At 53.7% G+C, this 21,567-nt stretch carries 17 protein-coding genes and 1 pseudogene; 12 read left to right on the top strand and 6 right to left on the bottom strand.

The annotated features are described in order from the left end of the window. The first annotated feature begins 193 nt into the window (after window positions 1-193). The 3 genes from yebS to rsmF all read left to right on the top strand — a co-directional run bounded on the left by yebS (window position 194) and on the right by rsmF (window position 5,706). Window positions 194-1,438, top strand: a complete 1,245-nt coding sequence (gene yebS, locus P2R09_RS11020; RefSeq protein ID WP_275769625.1) for a membrane integrity lipid transport subunit YebS — start codon at window positions 194-196, stop codon at window positions 1,436-1,438. Then, window positions 1,407-4,040, top strand: a complete 2,634-nt coding sequence (locus tag P2R09_RS11015) for a PqiB family protein (protein ID WP_275769623.1) — start codon at window positions 1,407-1,409, stop codon at window positions 4,038-4,040. Before yebS ends, P2R09_RS11015 begins: the two co-directional genes overlap by 32 nt. A gap of 238 nt (window positions 4,041-4,278) precedes the next feature. Next, complete coding sequence (gene rsmF, locus P2R09_RS11010) at window positions 4,279-5,706, top strand: 16S rRNA (cytosine(1407)-C(5))-methyltransferase RsmF (RefSeq protein ID WP_275769621.1); 1,428 nt, start codon at window positions 4,279-4,281, stop codon at window positions 5,704-5,706. Window position 5,707: 1 nt separating this feature from the next. Here the strand turns inward: rsmF and P2R09_RS11005 are convergent, their stop codons facing one another. From P2R09_RS11005 to P2R09_RS10990, 4 genes are all read right to left on the bottom strand, one after another. Continuing rightward, complete coding sequence (locus P2R09_RS11005) at window positions 5,708-6,355, bottom strand: metallophosphoesterase (protein WP_275769620.1); 648 nt, start codon at window positions 6,353-6,355, stop codon at window positions 5,708-5,710. Between the two features lie 280 nt (window positions 6,356-6,635). Beyond that, window positions 6,636-6,848 carry a DUF1272 domain-containing protein gene (locus P2R09_RS11000; RefSeq protein ID WP_275769618.1) on the bottom strand — a complete coding sequence of 71 codons (213 nt, stop codon included), beginning with the start codon at window positions 6,846-6,848 and terminating at the stop codon, window positions 6,636-6,638. 145 nt (window positions 6,849-6,993) lie between these two features. Further along, a complete protein-coding gene (locus P2R09_RS10995; RefSeq protein WP_275770678.1) occupies window positions 6,994-8,343 on the bottom strand; it encodes an MFS transporter in 1,350 nt (449 codons plus the stop codon). 141 nt (window positions 8,344-8,484) lie between these two features. Next, a complete protein-coding gene (locus P2R09_RS10990; RefSeq protein WP_078804474.1) occupies window positions 8,485-10,515 on the bottom strand; it encodes a choline transporter in 2,031 nt (676 codons plus the stop codon). Window positions 10,516-10,770: 255 nt separating this feature from the next. Between P2R09_RS10990 and betI the strand changes: the two genes are divergently transcribed. The 7 genes from betI to P2R09_RS10955 all read left to right on the top strand — a co-directional run bounded on the left by betI (window position 10,771) and on the right by P2R09_RS10955 (window position 17,417). Beyond that, entirely contained in the window at window positions 10,771-11,364 is a 594-nt protein-coding gene (gene betI, locus P2R09_RS10985; protein ID WP_275769615.1) for a transcriptional regulator BetI, read from the top strand. Window positions 11,365-11,378: 14 nt separating this feature from the next. After that, window positions 11,379-12,851 (top strand): betaine-aldehyde dehydrogenase, encoded by a 1,473-nt coding sequence (betB, locus tag P2R09_RS10980; protein WP_003852666.1) that lies wholly within the window; start codon window positions 11,379-11,381, stop codon window positions 12,849-12,851. A 23-nt stretch (window positions 12,852-12,874) separates the two neighbouring features. Further along, window positions 12,875-14,557, top strand: coding sequence for a choline dehydrogenase (gene betA, locus P2R09_RS10975; RefSeq protein WP_275769613.1), 1,683 nt, complete (start codon window positions 12,875-12,877; stop codon window positions 14,555-14,557). A 435-nt stretch (window positions 14,558-14,992) separates the two neighbouring features. Beyond that, window positions 14,993-15,343 carry a multidrug/spermidine efflux SMR transporter subunit MdtJ gene (mdtJ, locus tag P2R09_RS10970; protein WP_275769610.1) on the top strand — a complete coding sequence of 117 codons (351 nt, stop codon included), beginning with the start codon at window positions 14,993-14,995 and terminating at the stop codon, window positions 15,341-15,343. Next, on the top strand, window positions 15,330-15,659 hold the full coding sequence (gene mdtI / locus P2R09_RS10965; protein WP_275769608.1) for a multidrug/spermidine efflux SMR transporter subunit MdtI: 330 nt from the start codon (window positions 15,330-15,332) through the stop codon (window positions 15,657-15,659). The genes mdtJ and mdtI overlap by 14 nt, the downstream gene beginning before the upstream one ends. Window positions 15,660-15,858: 199 nt before the next feature. Then, window positions 15,859-17,001, top strand: a complete 1,143-nt coding sequence (locus tag P2R09_RS10960) for an acyltransferase (RefSeq protein ID WP_275769605.1) — start codon at window positions 15,859-15,861, stop codon at window positions 16,999-17,001. Window positions 17,002-17,231: 230 nt separating this feature from the next. Beyond that, window positions 17,232-17,417 (top strand): hypothetical protein, encoded by a 186-nt coding sequence (locus P2R09_RS10955; protein WP_275769602.1) that lies wholly within the window; start codon window positions 17,232-17,234, stop codon window positions 17,415-17,417. 426 nt (window positions 17,418-17,843) lie between these two features. Here P2R09_RS10955 and adhP read toward each other — a convergent pair whose 3' ends face one another. Continuing rightward, window positions 17,844-18,866: an alcohol dehydrogenase AdhP gene (adhP, locus tag P2R09_RS10950; protein ID WP_275769600.1), complete on the bottom strand. Its 1,023-nt coding sequence runs from the start codon at window positions 18,864-18,866 to the stop codon at window positions 17,844-17,846. A gap of 1,479 nt (window positions 18,867-20,345) precedes the next feature. Here adhP and P2R09_RS10945 point away from each other — a divergent pair. Both P2R09_RS10945 and P2R09_RS10940 read left to right on the top strand, forming a co-directional pair. Then, window positions 20,346-20,693: pseudogene (locus P2R09_RS10945) on the top strand (phage baseplate assembly protein V); the annotation flags it as partial. Further along, entirely contained in the window at window positions 20,676-21,071 is a 396-nt protein-coding gene (locus P2R09_RS10940) for a tail fiber assembly protein (protein WP_003852658.1), read from the top strand. The pseudogene P2R09_RS10945 and the gene P2R09_RS10940, both read left to right, overlap by 18 nt. Before the next feature lie 53 nt (window positions 21,072-21,124). Here the strand turns inward: P2R09_RS10940 and P2R09_RS10935 are convergent, their stop codons facing one another. Then, the gene (locus P2R09_RS10935) at window positions 21,125-21,565 is read right to left on the bottom strand and encodes a hypothetical protein (RefSeq protein WP_275769598.1); all 441 of its coding nucleotides are present in this window, start codon (window positions 21,563-21,565) and stop codon (window positions 21,125-21,127) included. Window positions 21,566-21,567 lie beyond the last annotated feature (2 nt).

Raw genomic sequence — 21,567 nt, 5'->3', positions numbered from 1 at the left:
CATCTGTACATGAGATACAGACCGTTCGTTAAAAATAAGTTTTAAATATCCAGAGCCACAAGGTGAATCATAGCGTTAGTTGCTATACCCTTAGCATTCTGTGGATCGAAGCGTGATGCCCGAGACAGGCACACAGACAATGTCTTAATGACCGATATCTGTTACTTCTGAAGAGCGAAGATTGCATCACCCTATGAAAATTCACGCTATCAGCCAGACATTGCCTCACGCACGTTATCAGCGTTGCCCGCAATGCGATACCCTTTTTTCCTTACCGGATGTGAAATCGCATCAGTCGGCTTATTGCCCGCGCTGTAATGCCGAGATTCTCAGTGGTCGGGACTGGTCAATGACTCGCCTTATGGCGATGGCCGCTACCATGATGGTATTGATGCCCTTTGCATTCTCATTGCCGCTGGTGGATATCCGGCTGCTTGGCATGCGCATCAATGCCAGCGTGCTGGAAGGCGTGATCCAGATGACTCAGCAGGGTGATGTGCTGACCGCCTCAATGGTGGCGTTCTGCACCATCGGCGCACCGGTGACGCTGGTGGCCGGCATCTGTTATCTCGGCATTGGTCATCGGCTTGGTATGAACCTGCGCCCGGTACTGCTGATGCTGGAGAAGCTGAAAGAGTGGGTCATGCTCGATATCTATCTGATCGGCATCGCCGTGGCGTCGATTAAAGTGCAGGACTATGCGTCGCTGGAGATCGGTTACGGGCTGGCAGCTTACATTGCCCTGACGGTACTGAGCGTGCTCACGATGATCCACCTGAATATTGAGCAGCTGTGGGAGCATTTCTACCCGCAACGTCCCGGCAATATGGCCCGCAACGAAATGCAGGTCTGCCTGAACTGTCACAACACGGGCGTAGCCGATGAACGGGGCCGCTGCCCGCGCTGCCATACGCCGCTCGACTTCCGGCGCCGTCACAGTCTTCAGAAATCCTGGGCCGCACTGATCGCCTCGATTGTGCTGCTGATTCCTGCGAACCTGATGCCCATTTCCGTGGTTTACCTGAATGGTTCACGGCGTGAAGACACGATCTTTTCCGGTATCCTGGGGCTGGCTGAAGGCAACATTCCGGTGGCAGCAATTGTTTTTATCGCCAGTATCTTAGTGCCCTTTATCAAGGTGCTGGTGATGCTGACGCTGTTACTCAGTATTCATTTTCGCTGTGAACAGGGGCTGAGAACCCGCATCCGGTTGCTACGCTTTGTCACCTGGGTTGGCCGCTGGTCAATGCTCGATCTGTTTGTCATTTCGTTAACCATGTCGCTGGTCAACCGTGATCAGCTGCTGGCTTTTACCATGGGACCGGCGGCGCTGTTTTTTGGCGCGGCCGTCATCCTGACCATTATGTCTGTTGAGTGGCTGGACAGCCGCCTGCTCTGGGATGCACATGCAACAGGAAACGCCGACTACACCGACTAACGCCACGCTGCGCAATAAGCGTAAAATTTCGCCCTTCTGGCTGCTGCCGATCATTGCGATGCTCATCGCAGGCTGGCTGCTCTGGGCCAACTATCAGGAGCGCGGCACCACCATCACCATCAATTTCCAGACGGCGGATGGTATCGTGCCGGGCCGCACACCGATCCGGTATCAGGGTGTGGAAGTGGGCACCGTGCAGGGCATTAATCTCAGCGACGATTATCGCCGCATTCAGATTAAAGCCAGTATCAAAAGCGACATGCGCGACGCGCTGCGTGAAGACACGCAGTTCTGGCTGGTGACGCCTAAAGCCTCACTGGCAGGTGTGTCGGGGCTGGATGCGCTGGTTGGCGGTAACTATATCGGGATGATGCCAGGCAAAGGCAAACCCAGCGAGGCATTTACCGCGCTGGATACTCAGCCTAAATATCGCGTGAATACCGGCGAACTGATGATTCATCTGCATGCGCCGGATCTTGGCTCGCTCAATACCGGCTCGCTGGTCTATTACCGCAAAATTCCGGTTGGCCGTGTCTATGACTACAGCATTGATAATAAAGCTGATGGCGTGGCAATTGATGTACTGATTGACCGTCGCTTTATCAATCTGGTTAAGACCAACAGCCGCTTCTGGAATGTGTCGGGCGTCAATGCTGACGTCAGCCTGAGCGGCGCTAAAGTCCAGCTGGAGAGCCTGGCAGCGCTGGTGAATGGTGCAATTGCGTTTGACTCCCCTCAGGGTTCGGAAACGGCCAAAGCGGAGCAGAATTACCGGCTCTATCCCGATCTGGCACACAGTCAGCGTGGCGTTCAGATCACACTGGACCTGCCTGACGGAAAAAATCTCAAGGCAGACAGCACCCCGCTGATGTATCAGGGCCTGGAGGTCGGCACACTGACCAAACTGAACCTGCTGGATGGCGGCAAAGTCACCGGCGAGCTGACCATCGATCCTTCCGTGGTGGGTCTGATGCGCAGCGGCACCCGCATTGAGATGCACAGTCCAAAAATCAGCCTGACGGATACCAGCCTCAGCTCTCTGCTGACCGGCAACACGCTGGAACTGGTGCCTGGCGAAGGCGAGCCGCAACAGCACTTCACCGTACTGGCGTCCAATGAGACTCTGCTGCAGAAACCTAATGTGCTGACGGTTAAACTCAGTGCACCGGAGAGTTATGGTATCGACCAGGGCCAGCCGCTGATGCTCCACGGTATGCAGATTGGCCAGGTGATATCACGTTCGCTGGATGAAAATGGCGTTAACTTCGTGGTGGCGGTTAATCCTGAAAATCGCGATCTGGTGCATGGCGACAGCAAATTTGTCGTTAACAGTCGGCTTGATGTGAAGTTTGGTCTTGATGGCATGCAGGTGTTAGGCGCCAGTGCCCGCGAGTGGGTGGATGGCGGTATCAGGCTGGATCCGGGCAAAAAAGGCGAGCCGAAAAGCACCTACCCGCTCTACGCTGATGCTGAAAAAGCGGAAGAAGGCATCACGGGTGATGGCCCTTCTACGACGCTGATGCTGACCGCCAACAGCCTGCCCGACGTGCAGGCCGGTTCTGTCGTGCTGTATCGCAAGTATCAGGTGGGTGAAATTGTCAAAGTTACACCGCGCGCGGATGCCTTTGATATTGCGGTCCATATCCAGCCGGAATATCGCAAGCTACTGACCAGCGAGAGCGTGTTCTGGGCTGAGGGCGGCGCACGTGTGAGCCTTAACGGCAGCGGCCTGACGGTGCAGGCATCGCCGCTTAACCGTGCGCTGAAAGGCGCAATCAGCTTCGACAATATGAGTGGTGCGCAGTCGGCCAAAGGGGCAAAACGCGTGCTCTATCCGTCTGAGACGGCGGCACGCGCGGTGGGCAGTCAGATTACGCTGCACACCTACGACGCCAGTAAGCTCTCGGCCGGTATGCCGATTCGTTATCTGGGAATTAATGTCGGCCAGGTGGAGTCACTGTCGCTGAGCAAAGATAACAACCAGGTCGTAGCGAAAGCGGTGCTCTATCCGGAGTATGTGAATGATTTCGCCCGTCTCGGCAGCCGTTTCTCCGTGGTTTCACCGGAGATTTCCGCCACCGGAGTGAATCATCTGGAAACCCTGTTGCAGCCTTACGTTAACGTGGATCCGGGCAAAGGCGGTGCGGTGCGCACCTTCGAGCTGCAGGAGAGCACGATCACCGATTCACGTTACCTGAATGGCCTGAACATTTATGTTGATGCCACGGAGGCAGGCTCGCTGTCGCTGGGTACGCCGGTGCTGTTCCGCGGTGTCGAAGTGGGTACGGTGACCGGCACCTCGCTGGGTACGATGGCAGATCGCGTGCAGATCGCCCTGCGCATCAGTAAGAAGTACCAGCATCTGGTGCGTAATAACTCGGTGTTCTGGCAGGCGTCCGGTTACAACCTCGACTTCGGTCTGGTGGGCGGCGTGGTGAAAACCGGGACCTTCCAGCAGTTTATTCGTGGTGGCATTCAGTTTGCGACGCCTCCGACGGTGCCGCTGGCGCCGCAGGCGAATCCGGATAAACACTTCCTGTTGCAGGATGAAGCGCCGAAAGAGTGGCGTAACTGGGGAACGGCAATTCCGTCTCCGCGTTAATTGAGTCTGAACGGGCCGCTTCTTTCAGACGGCTCGAAACGTAAAGCGATGGGAGTATACGCCTGTAGCTAAGGGATGGGCCGCGCTGAGCATGCCAGGGATGGCGTCTTTTGCGTCTTTGCGAAAGGCGTATGCTCCCTGAGCCTTCACGTTATTCAAACCCTCAAACGGGCAGCCAGGCTGCCCGTTTCCTTTCCGCATGATACACTGCCGCCTTTGCCTTAACTGGAATGTGCCCGTGTCCGAAGCTTCTTCGTTTTTCCCCGCCGATTTTCTCTCGTTAATGCGTCAGAGCCTGCCCGATGAGGCGAGCTTCGCGCAATTTATTGCGTACAGTCAGCAACCCCTGCGCCGCAGTATTCGCGTCAATACCCTGAAGATCAGCGTGGCCGATTTCCTGAGCCAGACTGCAGGTTATGGCTGGCAGCTGACGCCCGTGCCGTGGTGCGAAGAGGGATTCTGGATCAGCCGGGAAGATGAGAGCCTGCCGCTGGGCAGCGTCGCTGAGCATCTCAGCGGCCTGTTCTACATTCAGGAAGCCAGCTCCATGCTGCCGGTAACCGCCCTGTTTGACGCTCAGCCAGAGGTCAGCGCGGTGATGGATATGGCGGCGGCGCCGGGTTCTAAAACCACCCAGATCGCTGCGCGGATGGACAATCAGGGCGTTATCCTGGCAAACGAATTCTCCTCCAGCCGGGTAAAAGTGCTGCACGCCAACATCAGCCGCTGCGGCGTCAGCAACAGTGCCTTAACGCACTTTGACGCGCGGGTATTCGGCCCAGCGTTGCCGGAACAGTTCGACGCCATCCTGCTCGACGCGCCCTGCTCCGGCGAAGGGGTGATTCGCAAAGATGCTGACGCGCTGAAAAACTGGTCGCTGGCCAGCACAGAAGCGATCGCCGATACTCAGCGCGATCTGCTCGACAGCGCCTTTCACGCACTCAAAGCAGGCGGCACGCTGGTCTACTCGACCTGTACCCTGAACCAGATTGAGAATCAGCAGGTGATTGATTGGCTGTTGCAGCGCTACCCGGATGCAGTTGAGGTCGTGCCGCTGGATGGGCTGTTTAGCGGTGCCGAAAAGGCCGCGACGCCAGAAGGTTATCTGCATGTCTTCCCGCAAATGTTCGACAGCGAAGGTTTCTTCGTGGCCCGTCTGCGTAAAACCGCATCGGTTGAGCCCCTGCCAGTGCCAGGTTATAAAGTCGGTAAGCTGCCCTTCTCTCACCTTAGCCGCAAACTGGAAAGTGAGATCGCGCAGGCCGCCGCGGCCGTCTCTATAAGATGGGATGACTCACTGGAGCTGTGGCAGCGTGATAAAGAGATCTGGCTTTTCCCTAAAGCCGTCACCCCGCTGCTTGGCAAAGTGCGGTTTTCACGCATTGGCCTGAAGCTGGCAGAAACGTTTGCCAAAGGTTATCGCTGGCAACATGAAGCGGTGATTGCACTGGCGCAGCCCGATACGACGCAGACCTTTGAGCTGACGGCGGCAGAGGCGGAAGAGTGGTATCGCGGCCGGGATATCTATCCGGAAACCGCCCCCGCAAACAACGAGATGATTATTACTTATCAGCACCAGCCGCTGGGGCTGGCAAAGAAAGTCGGTACCCGCATCAAGAACAGCTACCCACGTGAACTGGTTCGCGACGGACGCCTGTTCCGGTAACTCACTTGAGTCGCAGCAGGGTCAGATGATTGCCAAACACTGCACCGGTATCGATGTAGTGCAGATTGGCAATCGTCAGCGATTGTTTTAGTGGCGTGTGCCCAAAGTAAAAGGCGTCCGCGCCACGGATGCCTGCCTGTTCACCTGAATCAATACCCTCCAGCCGCTGACGGCTCCAGACCACCTGTTGCCAGTCGAGTGGCTTATTGAGCGCGTATTCCTGAGCAGGATAATCCGCATGAGCAATGACAATAATGCGCTCGCCGAGTTGCAGATGAAGGATCAGCGGCAGCTCACGGCAGCGGCGCAGCGCGTGACGTGCCGCGATCAGCGCCGCGCCACGCAGACGAAAAAACCAGTCTCCCCCGTTCATCTGCCAGAGCGCCCGCTCCTGCCCCTGCAATGCCGACAGCGCCATCTCCTCATGATTTCCCCGTACGCAGCGAAACCAGGGTTCCTGCAGCAGCGCCAGACAACCCAGACTATCCGGCCCGCGATCGATAATGTCGCCAACCGAAATCAGTAAGTCCTGCTGCGGATCAAACTTATGCTGCTCCAGCAATAGATCCAGTTCGCGACGGCAACCATGCAGATCGCCAACGACCCAGATCCCCCGCCACTCCGCGCCATTCAGGACGTGGTAATACATCGCTGCCCCCCGCCTCTCTGCTAAAAATATCCCCAAAGTATAGTCAGAGCTCAACCTGAACCGGCATGGGAAAAGGGAAAGCAGAGTGCAAAGGAAGCAGGCAGAGCGTGCAAGGCCATCGGGGGAAGAAAAAATTTATGGCGGGTGAAAAGTGCGTCCCTTCCGGCGCTTATCTCCGGCACTCAGTTAAGGTGGTAGCTCTGTCAGGGACGACACTGATGATAACGACATTAGAGACGACAGGCTATCCAGTCCGAATCATATTCGTTGTCAATTGGGATCAACTGCGCAATTTAGCCGGGTATTTTTGCAACTTATCTGCCGGACGCACCGGACGGCGCACCAGTTCACCGCCGCAATTGGGACAGACATGCGCAAGCTGTTCATCACAGTCAGCGCAGAAGGTGCATTCAAACGAACAGATGCGTGCCGCCAGAGAGGATGGCGACAGATCAACGTCGCAGCGTTCACAGTTTGGGCGAAGTTCCAGCATAGTGTGACTCCTGAAGAAGTGTATCCGTCAGCATCGCGTTTACTGGTCCGGATGTCGAGCCAGTAAACGGACAGGTATGTACCACATCCGGACATCATGCCAGTAACGAACCGACAACGGCGAGCAAGGCAATGCCGTGCAGACGCTATTTATGTTGCTGATGCTCTGGGGCATCCCCCGTCAAAGGTTCTTCGTCACCTGCTCCCTCGTCACTCTCACTTTCATCGTCCGGCTCCTGACCGCCCATTGACGCCTGAATGACCTCCTCTTCCAGCGTCGGGATCAACGCCGCACCCAGTGGCGACGTAGCCAGACTGTCAGGCATCACCACGTGCGGTAGCGGCACTTCAGTCGTCGGAAGCGGGCCTGGCGCACGAACATAACTCAGCCCGCCGATCACCAACGCGCAGAGCATAAAGAAGAGATAGAGCATATTGCTGCCGAGCGGCTCCATCAGCGCGCCCACCACCAGCGGCCCGATACTGGCACCAATACCAAATGCCATCAGCAGACAGGCGGTTAACGAGACACGACGCTCAGGGGCAACCTGATCGTTGGCCAGCGCCACCTGCAACGGATAGAGCGCAAACTGCATCATGCTGGCAGCAAAGGCGATGCCGATCATCCAGTGGAAGGTCAGGTGCGGCAACACCACCAGCGGCACGCAGGCCACGGCAAACAGGATGGCAATGATAAACAGCAGTCGCTGACGATCGAAGCGGTCAGAAAGCCAGCTCAGCGGAAATTGCGATACCAGACCGGCAAAAATCGTCAGACTCATAAAATAGCCGGTCTGGCTGGTAGTAAATCCCTTACTGCTGCCGTAGACCGGTGCCAGGCCGTAGAACGCGCCAATGGCAATACCGGTCACCATTGTGGTGCCGAGAAGTTTAGGGATGGCGCGGATAAAGTAGCCCAGTTCCATCGGCGCAGGTGTCATCGGCCTGACGTGAGTGCGGGTCGTCAGCGCAATTGGCACCAGGCAGAGTGCGAAACAGAGTGCCACGATCAGCAGGGTGCTGACGCCAAAGCCCGATTGCAGGCTCAGTATCACCTGTCCGCCACTGAGTCCAAGATAGGTGGCGACCATGTATAAGCCGAAAATCATGCCGCGCTGGGATGATTCCGCCTGATCGTTAAGCCAGCTCTCCAGCACCATGTACTGACACATCATGCAGAGCCCGATAATCAGACGCAGAAAGACCCACAACGGAATAAAGTCGGTGAGCCCGTGACCAACCACAGACGCGGTAATGATCCCGGCACAGGCAACGTAGGCGCGTATATGGCCGACGCGGGCAATCAGGTTGTGCCCCACTTTGCCGCCGATCACCAGTCCGATGTAGTTGGCCGCAATGATTGAGCCGATCAGCGCGCCGTTGACATGCTCGCTGGCCAGCCGTAATGAGACATAGGTGGTCAGCAAACCGGAACCGAGCAGCATCAGCAACGTGGTCGTGTAAAGCGGCAGAAACGTACTGAATATTTTTCCCATCATGACTCCCTGTCTGTGCTTTTCTGGCATCAGGCCAGAAAGCCCTAAAGATAGTCGATTTCGTCAGGTGAAGACGGTTAGTTCAGGACGACGGTAGCGAAAAAAAAGCCCGCCAGCAATTGCTCACTGACGGGCCCTGACTCAGACGCTCGGGAAGCTGATGTTGCTGCCCGGTGCTTCACGGTTGAGATGGATGAAGTTCAGGTGTCGCTCATACTGATCCAGTATGTCGATAATTACCTGCTCTTTGCTGTAATCCATCAAGTCGTTGCCCTGGCTGCCCTCCATCAGGAAAGTTTCCAGTCGGTAGTAGGTCGACTTACCGCTGCGGGCGCGATAGGTAAAGCCCGGAATCGAATATTGCTGCGGCCAGACCTGATAGATAAAGTCCTGCTCTTCGCCCAGATGAACGCGCAGGTCCAGATAGCCAATCGGGTTAGCCTCATCTGCCTCAACGCTTTCCAGCGTCACGCGGCCATCACGCAACTCCAGCTCCTTCGCTACCTCCTGCATCGCCGGATAAATGGTCTTTTCCATCATCTGCTGGGTATAACGCGACCCAGGATAGTTCATCAGACGAGACAGGCGTTTCTTCCAGGTCAGACGATCGGTGGCATGTGCCAGATAAGGCGCAGTGTCGCGCGTGGCGCTGGCCCGACGGTGGTCTTCAATCTTCAGAGATTTAAACAGCCCGGCCATCACAAAGAAGATAACAAAGCTGAACGGCAGCCCCATGATCACCGTGGTGTTCTGCAAGGCAGTGATACCGTTGGTCATCAGCATGCTCAGGGTCAGTACCCCAATCGCCACAGACCAGAAGATGCGCAGCCAGTTCGGCGCATCGCTGTTGATGTCTTTCAGACGCGAGGTGAAATTACCCAGTACCAGCGAACCGGAATCCGCCGAGGTCACATAGAACAGCATACCGGTGATTGTGGCGATCGATGCGCTGAGTTTAAACGCCGGATATTGCGCCAGCAGGCTATAGAAGCCGCGTTCCGCATGGTTCATCACTTCCTGCGCAAACTCGGTATTACCGTGAATGATCTGATAGAGCGCGGCATTACCGAACACAGAGAGCCACAGCAGCGTAAAGGTGAAAGGAATAATCAGCGTGCCCAGTACGAACTCACGGATGGTACGACCGCGTGAGATACGTGCCAGGAACAGGCCGACAAATGGCGACCAGGCCACCCACCACGCCCAGAAGAAGAGCGTCCAGCTGTTCATCCATTGCGTCGGGCGATCAAAGGCAAACGTATTGAGCGTCATACCCATGAAGCGGTTGATGTAATCGCCAACGTTCAGCACCAGTGCATTCAGCAGGAACTCGGTGTTACCGAAGAAGAGCACAAACAGAATCAGTCCCAGCGCCATGATCACGTTGAGTTCGGAGAGAAAACGAATCCCTTTATCGACGCCCGAGGTGACAGAGATGGTGGCGATCACGACGGAAAGCACAATCAGCGCGGCCTGCGCTGTCAGGCCTTCCGGGATATCAAACAGCACTTTCAGACCGTAGTTAAGCTGCACGACCCCGATACCGAGCGTTGTAGCGATACCAAAGATGGTGCCGACCACGGCCGCGATATCTACTGTGTGGCCAATCGGGCCATAGATGCGTTTACCGAAGATGGGATAGAGCGCCGAACGGATGGTCAGCGGCAGGTTATAGCGGTAGCTGAAGTAGCCCAGCGCGATGCCCATCAGAGCATACATCGACCAGCCTGTCAGTCCATAGTGGAACAGCGTCCAGACCATCGCCTGGCGGGCTGCTTCCAGAGTCTGCCCTGCACCTTCCGGCGGCTGCATATACTGCGTCACCGGTTCGGCGACCGAGAAGAACATCAGGTCGATCCCGATGCCGGCAGCAAACAGCATGGCGGACCAGCTGAGCACACTGAACTCGGGTTTGGAGTGCTCAGGCCCGAGCTTGATCGAGCCAAAGCGTGAGCAGGCCATGTAGAGCACAAACACGATATAGAGCGTGGCAGCCAGCATGTAGTACCAGCCAAAGGTGGCGGAGACCCAGTTTACCGCCTTTAGGATCCAGCTCGCGGCCAGTTCACTGTAGAGAATCGTCACAAGTGAAAACGTCAGAATCAATCCGGCAGAGGTATAAAATACAACGGGATTGAGTCTGTCTTTTTCACCGGCAGGTGGATTATTCATCGATTACCTCTGGTTTATTTCCTGAAAATACGCAATGGATAAGTCTTGCCGTCCACGGTTTTCCGGCCGTGCGGCCCTGTTTCGTTCTGTCATTTCCTTTTAATCGCTCAGACAAACCAGCCTATTTTAGCACTCATTGCCGTTTCGCTTTCGCTACATTTCGAGAACAGCATCCTAACAAAGTTTCTTTTTATATTGAACGTGCAATCAAAAAAAGTTTAAATAGGGGCTCGATTTGAGGGTGGAGCGGTAGCTATGCCAAAGGTAGGGATGCAGCCGATACGACGTCGGCAACTGATTGATGCGACCCTGAGCACGATTAATGAAGTGGGGATTAATGATGCCACTATCGTCCAGATCGCCCGTCGGGCGGGTGTGTCCACCGGCATCATCAGTCACTATTTCAAAGATAAGAACGGCTTGCTGGAAGCCACAATGCGTGATGTCACGCGCCAGCTCCGTGAGGCAGTACTGTCGCGGTTACAACCGCTTCGCGATGCACCGGCAGAAGAGCGCCTGCATGCCATCGTTGATGGGAATTTTGATGAAACCCAGGTGCACACGGCAGTGATGAAAGCCTGGCTCGACTTCTGGTCGAGCAGCATGCATCAGCCCCAGCTCAACCGCCTGGAGCGGGTCAGCAGCCGGCGACTCTACTCTACACTGGTGGTCGAGTTCCGGCGTGAACTGCCACTGGAAAAGGCACGACTGGCCGCACATGGTCTGGCCGCCCTGATAGATGGTCTCTGGCTCCGCGCCGCGCTGAGTGGAAAGCCTTTCAGCCCGGTCATCGCCCGTACACTGACCACCCAATTCATCCGTCAGCAACTGGCTGGCGAGCACGAATAACGGAAGGAGAAAACATGTCCCGATTTACCGAGCAGAAACTCTACATTGATGGCGCTTATGTTGCCGCAGCATCTGGCGAAACGTTCCAGACGATTAACCCGGTCAACGGCGAAGTGCTGGCAGAGGTTCATGCCGCCGGCCAGGAAGATGTCAATCGCGCCGTTGCTGCCGCCAGAAAAGGCCAGAAAGTCTGGGCCGCGATGACCGCCATGGAGCGTTCGCGCATCCTGCGTCGCGCTGTTGATATTCTGCGTGAGCGGAATGATGCGCTGGCTGAGCTGGAAATGCTCGACACCGGTAAGCCTTACAGCGAAACCTCAGCGGTCGATATCGTCACCGGTGCAGACGTGCTGGAGTATTACGCAGGGCTCGTTCCGGCGCTGGAAGGTCAGCAGATCCCCCTGCGTGAAACCTCTTTCGTCTATACACGCCGCGAACCGCTGGGCGTAGTCGCCGGTATCGGAGCCTGGAACTACCCGATTCAGATCGCCCTGTGGAAATCAGCCCCAGCTCTGGCTGCGGGTAACGCAATGATTTTCAAACCCAGCGAAGTGACGCCGCTTACTGCCCTGAAGCTGGCTGAAATCTACACCGAAGCAGGTGTGCCGGATGGCGTGTTTAACGTGCTGCCGGGCATCGGTTCGGTCACCGGCCAGTTGCTCACTGAGCATCCTGGTATCGACAAAGTCTCCTTCACCGGCGGCGTTGTCAGCGGCAAAAAAGTGATGGCGAATGCAGCGGGTTCAACGCTCAAAGAAGTCACCATGGAACTGGGTGGTAAATCCCCGCTGATTATCTTTGATGATGCCGATCTCGATCTGGCCGCTGACATCGCCATGATGGCGAACTTCTACAGCTCCGGACAGGTCTGCACCAACGGCACCCGCGTCTTTATTCCTGCAAAATTGAAAGCGGCATTCGAAGCCAAAATCAGCGAACGCGTTGCCCGTATACAGGCTGGCGATCTGCGTGACCCCGCCACGAATTTTGGCCCGCTGGTCAGCTTCAGCCATCGCGATAACGTGATGCGCTACATCGAATCGGGCATTGCTGAAGGCGCACGCCTGCTGTGCGGCGGCAAACGTCTGACCGGTGGTGATTTCGACCAGGGTGCCTGGGTTGCACCGACTGTGTTTACCGACTGCCGTGATGAGATGAAGATCGTCCGTGAAGAGATCTTCGGACCGGTCATGTCGATCCTGAGCTATGAAACCGAAGAAGAAGTGATTCGCCGCGCCAACGACACCGAATTTGGTCTGGCCGCCGGACTGGTGACGCAGGACCTTAATAAAGCGCACCGCGTGATTCATCAGATCGAAGCAGGAATCTGCTGGATTAATACCTGGGGCGAATCAGCCGCAGAGATGCCAGTGGGTGGCTATAAGCACTCCGGCATTGGCCGTGAAAATGGCCTGATGACACTGCAGAGCTACACCCAGGTGAAGTCCGTGCAGGTTGAGCTGACGCGTTTTCAGTCAGTCTTTTAATAACTTAACCTGAGGAACGACGAATGGAATATGATTACATTATTATTGGCGCCGGATCCGCAGGAAACGTTCTGGCCACCCGCCTGACCGAAGAGAGCAACGTCAGCGTCCTGTTGCTGGAAGCGGGCGGCCCGGATTATCGTTTTGATTTTCGCACTCAGATGCCTGCTGCCCTCGCCTTCCCGCTGCAGGGAAAACGCTATAACTGGGCGTATGAGACTGAGCCAGAGCCGTACATGAACAATCGCCGTATGGAATGTGGTCGCGGAAAAGGCCTGGGCGGTTCATCACTGATTAACGGCATGTGTTACATCCGTGGTAACGCGATGGACCTCGATAACTGGGCCAGTGAACCAGGGCTGGAGAACTGGAGCTATCTGGACTGCCTGCCTTATTACCGTAAAGCGGAAACCCGTGATATCGGCCCGAACGATTTCCACGGTGGAGATGGCCCGGTGTGCGTCGCCACGCCTAAAGCCGGCAATAACGTGCTGTTTGAAGCCATGATTGAGGCAGGCGTGCAGGCGGGTTATCCGCGCACTGATGACCTCAACGGCTATCAGCAGGAAGGTTTTGGTCCGATGGATCGTACCGTAACACCAAACGGTCGCCGTTCCAGCACCGCACGTGGCTATCTCGACATGGCCAAAGGCCGTGCAAACCTGAAGATCATTACTCATGCCACCACCGATCGCATTGTGTTCGATGGCAAACGCGCAGTCGGCGTGGAATATCTGCAGGGCGACAGCAACACCATTAACAAAGTGACCGCTCGCCGTGAAGTGCTGCTGTGTGCCGGCGCTATCGCCTCGCCGCAGATCCTGCAGCGTTCTGGCGTGGGCTCACCCGAGCTGCTGAAGCAGTTCGATATTCCACTGGTTCACGATCTGCCGGGCGTGGGTGAAAACCTGCAGGACCATCTGGAGATGTATCTTCAGTATGAGTGTAAAGAGCCGGTTTCAATCTATCCGGCCCTTAAGTGGTGGAATCAGCCGAAAATCGGTGCAGAGTGGATGTTTAATGGTACCGGTATCGGCGCCAGTAACCAGTTTGAAGCGGGTGGTTTTATCCGCAGCCGCGAAGAGTTTAGCTGGCCGAACATTCAGTATCACTTCCTGCCGGTAGCGATTAATTACAACGGTTCTAACGCCGTTGATGCGCATGGCTTCCAGTGTCACGTCGGCTCAATGCGTTCGCCAAGCCGCGGTCATGTGCGACTCAAGTCGCGCGACCCGCGCCGTCATCCGGCCATTTTGTTTAACTACATGTCGCATGAGCAGGACTGGCATGAGTTCCGCGATGCTATCCGCATCACGCGCCAGATCATCAATCAGCCGGCGCTGGATAAGTATCGTGGCCGTGAAATCAGTCCAGGCCTGGATTGCCAGACGGATGAACAGCTGGACGAATTCGTCCGTAATCACGGCGAAACCGCTTATCACCCGTGCGGTACCTGTAAGATGGGTAACGATCCAATGTCTGTCGTTGATGGCGAAGGTCGCGTGCATGGGCTGGAAGGATTACGCGTGGTGGATGCGTCGATTATGCCGCTGATCATCACCGGCAACCTGAATGCGACCACCATCATGGTTGGCGAGAAGATTGCCGATAAGATTCGGGGACGCGACCCACTGCCTCGCAGCACCGCTTCATACTATGTTGCTGGTGACGCCCCGGTTCGTACAGCCCCCCAGCGCGCTGAATAGTTAGTTACAGTGTCACTTATAAGGTGCCGGGCAGACTGTTGTCCGGCACTTTTTTTGCCTGATGTATCGCATTTGTTATTACCCGCCATCATTTTCTAAACTCGCCCCGGTAAACCCCCTGAACCTTAACCGCAATCAAACAAAGCAGTATCTGCTGTTGATTTGATGATTTGCAGAATGCTATAAACCCAGCATCTATTTTACCGGAGACACTATCCGTCCACTGATGAGAAGCAACAATGTGGATGCGTTGTAAATTTTATGAGCAGAATGTTCATGTCCTACCTCTTCCCCGCTTTCCCCTCTTGCTGGAATGCCGCCGATCAGCACTGGCGTAACGCCCTGTAGTTTCCTCACCACATCGATACTGTTTTGAGTCTGCCTGCACACTGTGCGTTATGGCAGGTCGTCATTTTTCGTTGCTGGAGAGTTCCCATGCGCGCCTGGGTTTTATTGTCACTCGCGATTATCACTGAAATTATTGGTACCCTTTTTATGAAATGGTCCAGCCTCAACGGCAGCCACTCAGGCTACCTGATGATGCTGGGCATGATTGCCTGTTCTTATATCCTGCTGAGCTTCGCCATTAAACGTATTGCTCTGGGCGTGGCTTACGCCCTGTGGGAAGGCGCTGGCATCCTGCTGATTACATTATTCAGCGTACAGCTCTTTGATGAAGCGTTGTCTGCGATGAAAGTCTGCGGACTGATGACGCTGGTCGCTGGAATTGTGTTGATCAAAACCGGCACGCACTCATCAGCGGAGGTTAATTATGGTCATCGCTGATTTCGTCCACTCAGCCTGGCTGGCGCTGGCTATCGTGCTGGAGATTGCCGCCAATATATTCCTTAAATATTCTGATGGGTTTAAGAGACCGTTGCACGGTCTGCTTTCACTCTGCTGTGTCCTGCTTGCGTTCAGCGCACTGGCTCAGGCGGTAAAAGGTATCGATCTGTCGATTGCCTATGCGGTCTGGGGTGGTTTTGGAATTATCGCGACTGTCGCGGCCGGCTGGGTATTATTCGATCAACGGCTGAATCGTAAAGGCTGGGCAGGCCTGACCCTGCTGCTGGCCGGCATGATCCTGTTAAAGCTGGCATAACAGGCATTTTGATTCAGTTATTTTTGTTATGGGTGTGCCTTTGTACACCCTTAACTTTCCGTGCTTTCTTCTCCAGTTTGAGTTGATTTCCCCTTCCAGACCGCGTCGGAATCTTCTCACTTTTGTAAAGGCCCGTTTACATATCTCTTGTCTTAAGGCTTAGTGAGCGCCAAAAGTCGGATAAAAACGAGGAAGAGTTATGTCTGCAACACGAGGTTGGTCCACGGAGCTGGAGGGGTTACGCGGCATCGCCTCTCTCTGGGTACTGGTTGGCCATATCAGCTTACTGATACATTGCCACATCACACTGATTTCATCGCCTGGCATCGGGGTCGATCTGTTTATTCTGTTATCGGGTTATCTGATGGCGAAAAACTATGTTGAACGTCAGCAGAAAGAGCCGTGGCAGAGCATGGAGACCATTAAAAAGTTCTGGATCCGTCGCTTCTTCCGTATCGCCCCGCTCTACTATCTGCTGTTAATCATCGCGCTGATTTATGGCCCATGGTTTGGCGAGATGCGTGACACTATCGCGCATTTTTATTCCGGCACCGCCACTGAATCGTCGCGTTATACCGATCAGTCGCTGGCAAACATCCTCACTCACTTCAGCTTCCTGTTCGGCCTGCTGCCCGAATATGGTTTCAATACCGTGCTGCCTGACTGGAGCATCGGGCTGGAGATGCAGTTCTATGTGCTGTTTCCGTTCATTATGCTGGTGACGCTGCGCTTTGGTTATGCGGCCTCACTGATTGGCATCATGGCGCTCTGCTGCGCCGGACGGTATGTGCTGGCAGATTATTATGAGGCGTTTGAAATGCCTTCCATGATTCTGATAAAGCTAAATATGTTCCTGGCGGGCATGCTGCTGGCGGAAGCAATTCGCCGTAAATCTCTGCTCTATGTCGCCTTCGCGCTGCTCGGCCCGGTCGTGAGCGTGGCAATGGGAATGGGCGCGATCAAGCTGCAGGTGATGATGGAAGCGCTGATGATTGTCGGGATGGCAGCGATTCTGTGGCAATACCCACAGGGTAGCCTGATGGCAACGCTGATTGCTCTGCCACGTAAGCTGCTGAACAACCGTCTCAGTACCTGGCTGGGTGACGTCTCGTTCTCGGTCTATCTGCTGCACCTGCTGATTGTGATCCCGATGATTGCCCTGCTGCTCACTCACACCGACATTGAGTTTAAGAGCGACATGATGCGCTTCCTGATCGTCTGTGTCTCAACCATCCCGCTAACCTATGCGCTGGCCTCTTTACTCTATAAGTATGTTGAGAAGCCCGGCATTCAGATGGGTAAACGCGTGCTGAAGCCGAAGCTGGCCGATCAGACCAGTTGAGTTTTTAACACCGGCCATTCTTTTTTAAAAAGCCCCAGACGGGGCTTTTTTATTGCCGCTTACACAATCTATCTGCTCTGAACAGCTGTTTATCACATGCCGTCGCCAGCACGCCTGCTGAGGTGAACTAGACTTTGCTGGTCGAACTCCACACCACCCGCTAGATGTCTGGCAGAAAAACATACCATTGCCAAAACGCGGCATCAGGCTTTAAAACGAGGATAAGCATTATGGAAAAGAAGAAGTGGTTTGTTTCTTACGTGATCAAGCCAAAAGGTGAAAATCATGTCACGACTCACGCCTTTATTGAGGGCGACGATGTCGAGGAGGCGCTGGAAACCTTTATGTTCGAAACCAAAAAAAGTCTGTCGCTGGAAACCGAAGAGCTGATACTGCTGTCAGTGAATCTGGTTTAACGTCAATTCAACCTCGCCATCGCGGGGTTGTTTGCCCTGTGAGAGGGTCATTTTATTAATGCTTTCCCTGGTGCGGCACTCAGTTACTTAGTGGGATAAGGCCAGGCGTGATCCACGCCTGTTGATGACAGTAACCCTGTGAAAATCAGATATACCAGTATCAGAACAAAGAGCACAATCGCTGTTATTTCAATAGATTTAAGTAAGTGATGCTTGACCATAAATAACCCTCCTGCACGTGTGTGTAATAACCTTTCACCCCATAAATTATAATGTTACCGGTAAAGTTCAAGTCAAAATCACATCATGAAACATAAAGACTGGCTTATTAATGGTTAGAAGGATTGTGCTCTGAAAGGCTCAGAGAGATCTTAACGATATTAAAAAGCCCGCAGGATGCGGGCCTTTGCAGGAGTCAGATGAATTTTAATCAGCAGAGTGACCGGTAAAGTCGATTACCATCCTGCCACGGATTTTGCCCTGCACCATCTCATCAAAGATGTCATTGACCTCACCAATCTTCCTTTTGGTCACTTTAGGCACGACTTTCCCTTCTGCCGCAAACTGGAAGGCTTCTGCCAAATCGTTTCGCGTTCCGACCAGTGATCCCACCACCTGGATGCCATCGAGTACCAGACGGGGAATATTAAGGCTCATCGCTTCCGGCGGCAGTCCGACAGCCACGACACGCCCTCCTGCTCTCACCGCATCCACCGCCGAATTAAAGGCCGCTTTAGCTACCGCCGTGACCACAGCAGCATGTGCTCCGCCGGTTTTCTCCTGAATAATGCGCGCTGCATCTTCGCTGGCCGAATTGACCACCAGATCGGCTCCCATCTCCTTTGCCAGTGCCAGCTGACCATCGCTGACATCAACCGCGATCACTTTGGCGTTGAAGACATTTTTTGCATATTGCAGCGCGAGATTTCCCAGCCCGCCAAGACCAAAAATGGCCAGCCATTGTCCCGGTTTAACTTCTGACACCTTAACCGCTTTATAGGTGGTGACACCGGCACAGGTGACGCTACTGGCAGCGTAAGGATCAAGTCCATCAGGGACTTTGACCGAGTAATCTGCAACGACAATGCACTCTTCCGCCATGCCGCCATCGGCTGTGAAACCAGCATTGATTACCGATCTGCAGAGGGTTTCGTTACCGGAGTTACAGTATTCGCAGTGACCGCAGCCTTTGAAAAACCAGGCTACGCTGGCCCGATCACCAGGCTTGAGTGACGTCACATCCGGTGCGACTTCCTCAACGATACCGATCCCTTCATGACCCAGCGTCACGCCCGTTTTATCACCGAAATCACCGTTCTTCACGTGCAAATCGGTATGGCATACACCACAGCATTCCATCCTGAGCCGGGCTTCACCGGTTTTGAGAGGACGCAGTGTCTTCTCAACGACTTCAACCTTGTGTTCACTATTAGCAATTGCCGCTTTCATAAACGTTACTCCTTTTGATTGAAGCACCAGAATATGCCAAATGGGAATGATGGCAAGATTACAGATTAGCTTTGGGTGCGGGACAGAAAGAGTTGTTGCAGCCTTTGTGAGTGACGTCAGTTTTGAGGTACGTTGCTAAAGGGATTTTGCGTGTTAAAGCTTTGGAAATCATGAGTGACTTATTGAATGCGTGAAGCACGTTTATCGCGAAGAACCTTTTCAGACGGCGATTACCGGTTAAAAGGGGCGATAGCGCCCCTGTTCATCTAAATGCTTCGTATCAATTACTCAGCGGAGTCGCTCGGTTGCCAGCGGTGAATGCCACTGTCAGTTGCCGGTCCCCTGTGTTCAGTAGAATCATCCGAGGCTGGCGGTGGCCCCAGATGCTGGGCTGCACTATACGTCGCTGGCGGTGGCCCCAGATGCTGAGAAGCGTTATTTTCTGATGCGGCTGGTCCGGCATGGTGGCTCCAGCCATTATCATTTTGCTGGTCCTGATAAGACGCATGGTGATGATGCCATTCAGATGATGGGCCGCGATGGTATCCTCCCTCTGCCATCACACAACCAGACATGGATGCACTCGCTAACGCTACGAGCGCACAAGGAATAACTTTTTTTAAGAACATAATAAACCCTGGTTAAAAATCACCGGGGCAGGTTACGACGTGGTTTTTATACGTTAAATAAACGTGGAGGACCGTTCGGGGAAGATGTTTAGATATATTGATTGAGATCAATTTTGAGGAGAAGCGTCCGGAAAGCCTCTGTTCTGCTGGCAGTAAAATGGGGGGTATCATGAGTATTAAGGGGACCCAAAGTAAGAATAACAGAGCAGTTATTAAGATGATTTACATATCAGAAAATAAGAAGTAGCACGAGCCTGATTCAATCATATCTCAGACAGGACTTAACCAGAGAAACCAGATTATATAATCGCTAAATGGCAGCCAACCTCACTAAGGAGATCATTTTTTTCGTCACACTTCACACTTTAACGCTATCGATTAAATCAGGATCACGAAGATCTCTTAACAAACCTAACACCATCGATTGTATTTAATATACACATAAGAAACAACCATCACCCATATTATGCTAATAATCGCCGCATGTTCAGAAATAAATCGAATGAAAATATAAACTCCTGCAACAATCAAAACAGCAGGAATTAAATAGATAAATGATTGCATGAGCCATAAAAATACACGCTTCACTTATTCAACCTCTCATTTATAGCATCTGATTTTTATTCGTTGTAAACACTGCATCTACGTGAAATAGTGTCATGATCATTTTAATATCCAATAAGCATATAGAATGTCAGAAGAAACATCCAATCAGACTGGACGAGATGTTATAACGCGCATGGCGTAGCCATTTTCCTGCCGCAACGGGCTGGCTATGCGTAACTGATGTTAGCTTTAGCTTGTGGGGAAAATAAAATCTAAATCATGAATGAACAACCCGAAGACATTCAGCGCCCGCGCGGGTAAAACCCGCTCCTGGAATGCGCCGTCAGTGGGTAAGCAGGTGCTTGAACTGTGCCTCGGTGGTGAACTTGATACCGGCTTTGTGATGCCGGGAATTTTCTCTTATGACAATCCGGCTCCGTCTGCCTGGGCCGATGCGCTGGTCATTTCCTGACGATGCGGTGATCGAATACGAGCCGGAAACCGGCGCACTGACCGCAACCGGCATACAGACGGCAACCATCAAAGCGACGGTAAAATCCTGTTCGACTCGCCAGAAGTGGAATGCGCAACGCTGCTCAAAACTGCGCAGCTGGAAGTCAAAAAGGGCGGCACGATGAAAGCCAACATTAGCGTGCCGGACCATCTCGGTGAAACGGCTTACCCGATTTCAGGCGGCGCGCCGGTGAAAATCACGGTACTGGGCGACAATCCGGCGGACACCATAACGCATTCTCCGGCAACCGCGTTTGATAAGTGGGACGGTGAAAAGTGGCTAACCGACAGCGATGCGCAGCAGCAGCTACTGCTTGACGCAGCGGCCAGCGAAAAGTCAGCGGGCGTGAGTGAGGTCAACGGAATTACTCAGGCATGGCAGACGCAGCTGCTGCCCGGCATCATTACTGATGCGGATAAACCCACACTGACCACCTGGATGAAGTACGTGCAGGCGGTACAGGCTGCAGATATCACAAATGCGCCAGCTATCATCTGGCCGAAAACGCCTGAATAGAAAATTCGTTTTACGCCCGTAGCTTTCTATTAAAATTTTCAATGGCAGAATGTTTAATTCTGCCATTGAATCATTTCATCAAGCCGCTTCAGAATGTCAGGAAAATAGCTTTCATTAAGGCTGAAGTCACCTTTAACCTGAACGCTGTCGGCGTGTGGTTCAGGGCGGATATCAAACTCCACTATAACACCTTCTTTACCCGTAACTTTTCTGATAACCATATTGAGCTGGCCACGTTCGCTGCGAAAATTAAAAGGTTTTAATTCACGCTGCGTGATAAGTGCCTGGTAATGTGCGAAAAACTCATCCTTTAAAACCTTTAGCTCGCCGATGGTAAATTCAGTTTGAAACTGCATTTTAAGGCCGCTAACAGAGAACTCAATCCAGGACTGGATCCAGTCCCATAGATGATCAACCGGGTCGGCCTCATCGTCTGAGATTCTTTCAAAGGGAGAAATTACAAATGTGAAATCTTCATTGCGCAAATCAAACATAC

This window comes from Pantoea sp. Cr_R13, assembly GCF_029222565.1.
GTDB lineage: Bacteria > Pseudomonadota > Gammaproteobacteria > Enterobacterales > Enterobacteriaceae > Pantoea > Pantoea eucalypti.
This window is presented reverse-complemented; position numbering and strand designations above follow the sequence as displayed.

Bases quoted from the DNA above. Each gene is read 5' to 3' on its own strand.
- yebS (WP_275769625.1), top strand. From the start codon at position 194: ATGAAAATTCACGCTATCAGCCAGACATTGCCTCACGCACGTTATCAG.
- P2R09_RS11015 (WP_275769623.1), top strand. From the start codon at position 1,407: ATGCAACAGGAAACGCCGACTACACCGACTAACGCCACGCTGCGCAAT.
- P2R09_RS11005 (WP_275769620.1), bottom strand. From the start codon at position 6,355: ATGTATTACCACGTCCTGAATGGCGCGGAGTGGCGGGGGATCTGGGTC.
- P2R09_RS11000 (WP_275769618.1), bottom strand. From the start codon at position 6,848: ATGCTGGAACTTCGCCCAAACTGTGAACGCTGCGACGTTGATCTGTCG.
- P2R09_RS10995 (WP_275770678.1), bottom strand. From the start codon at position 8,343: ATGGGAAAAATATTCAGTACGTTTCTGCCGCTTTACACGACCACGTTG.
- P2R09_RS10990 (WP_078804474.1), bottom strand. From the start codon at position 10,515: ATGAATAATCCACCTGCCGGTGAAAAAGACAGACTCAATCCCGTTGTA.
- betI (WP_275769615.1), top strand. From the start codon at position 10,771: ATGCCAAAGGTAGGGATGCAGCCGATACGACGTCGGCAACTGATTGAT.
- betB (WP_003852666.1), top strand. From the start codon at position 11,379: ATGTCCCGATTTACCGAGCAGAAACTCTACATTGATGGCGCTTATGTT.
- betA (WP_275769613.1), top strand. From the start codon at position 12,875: ATGGAATATGATTACATTATTATTGGCGCCGGATCCGCAGGAAACGTT.
- mdtJ (WP_275769610.1), top strand. From the start codon at position 14,993: ATGCGCGCCTGGGTTTTATTGTCACTCGCGATTATCACTGAAATTATT.
- mdtI (WP_275769608.1), top strand. From the start codon at position 15,330: ATGGTCATCGCTGATTTCGTCCACTCAGCCTGGCTGGCGCTGGCTATC.
- P2R09_RS10960 (WP_275769605.1), top strand. From the start codon at position 15,859: ATGTCTGCAACACGAGGTTGGTCCACGGAGCTGGAGGGGTTACGCGGC.
- P2R09_RS10955 (WP_275769602.1), top strand. From the start codon at position 17,232: ATGGAAAAGAAGAAGTGGTTTGTTTCTTACGTGATCAAGCCAAAAGGT.
- adhP (WP_275769600.1), bottom strand. From the start codon at position 18,866: ATGAAAGCGGCAATTGCTAATAGTGAACACAAGGTTGAAGTCGTTGAG.
- P2R09_RS10940 (WP_003852658.1), top strand. From the start codon at position 20,676: ATGAAAGCCAACATTAGCGTGCCGGACCATCTCGGTGAAACGGCTTAC.
- P2R09_RS10935 (WP_275769598.1), bottom strand. From the start codon at position 21,565: ATGTTTGATTTGCGCAATGAAGATTTCACATTTGTAATTTCTCCCTTT.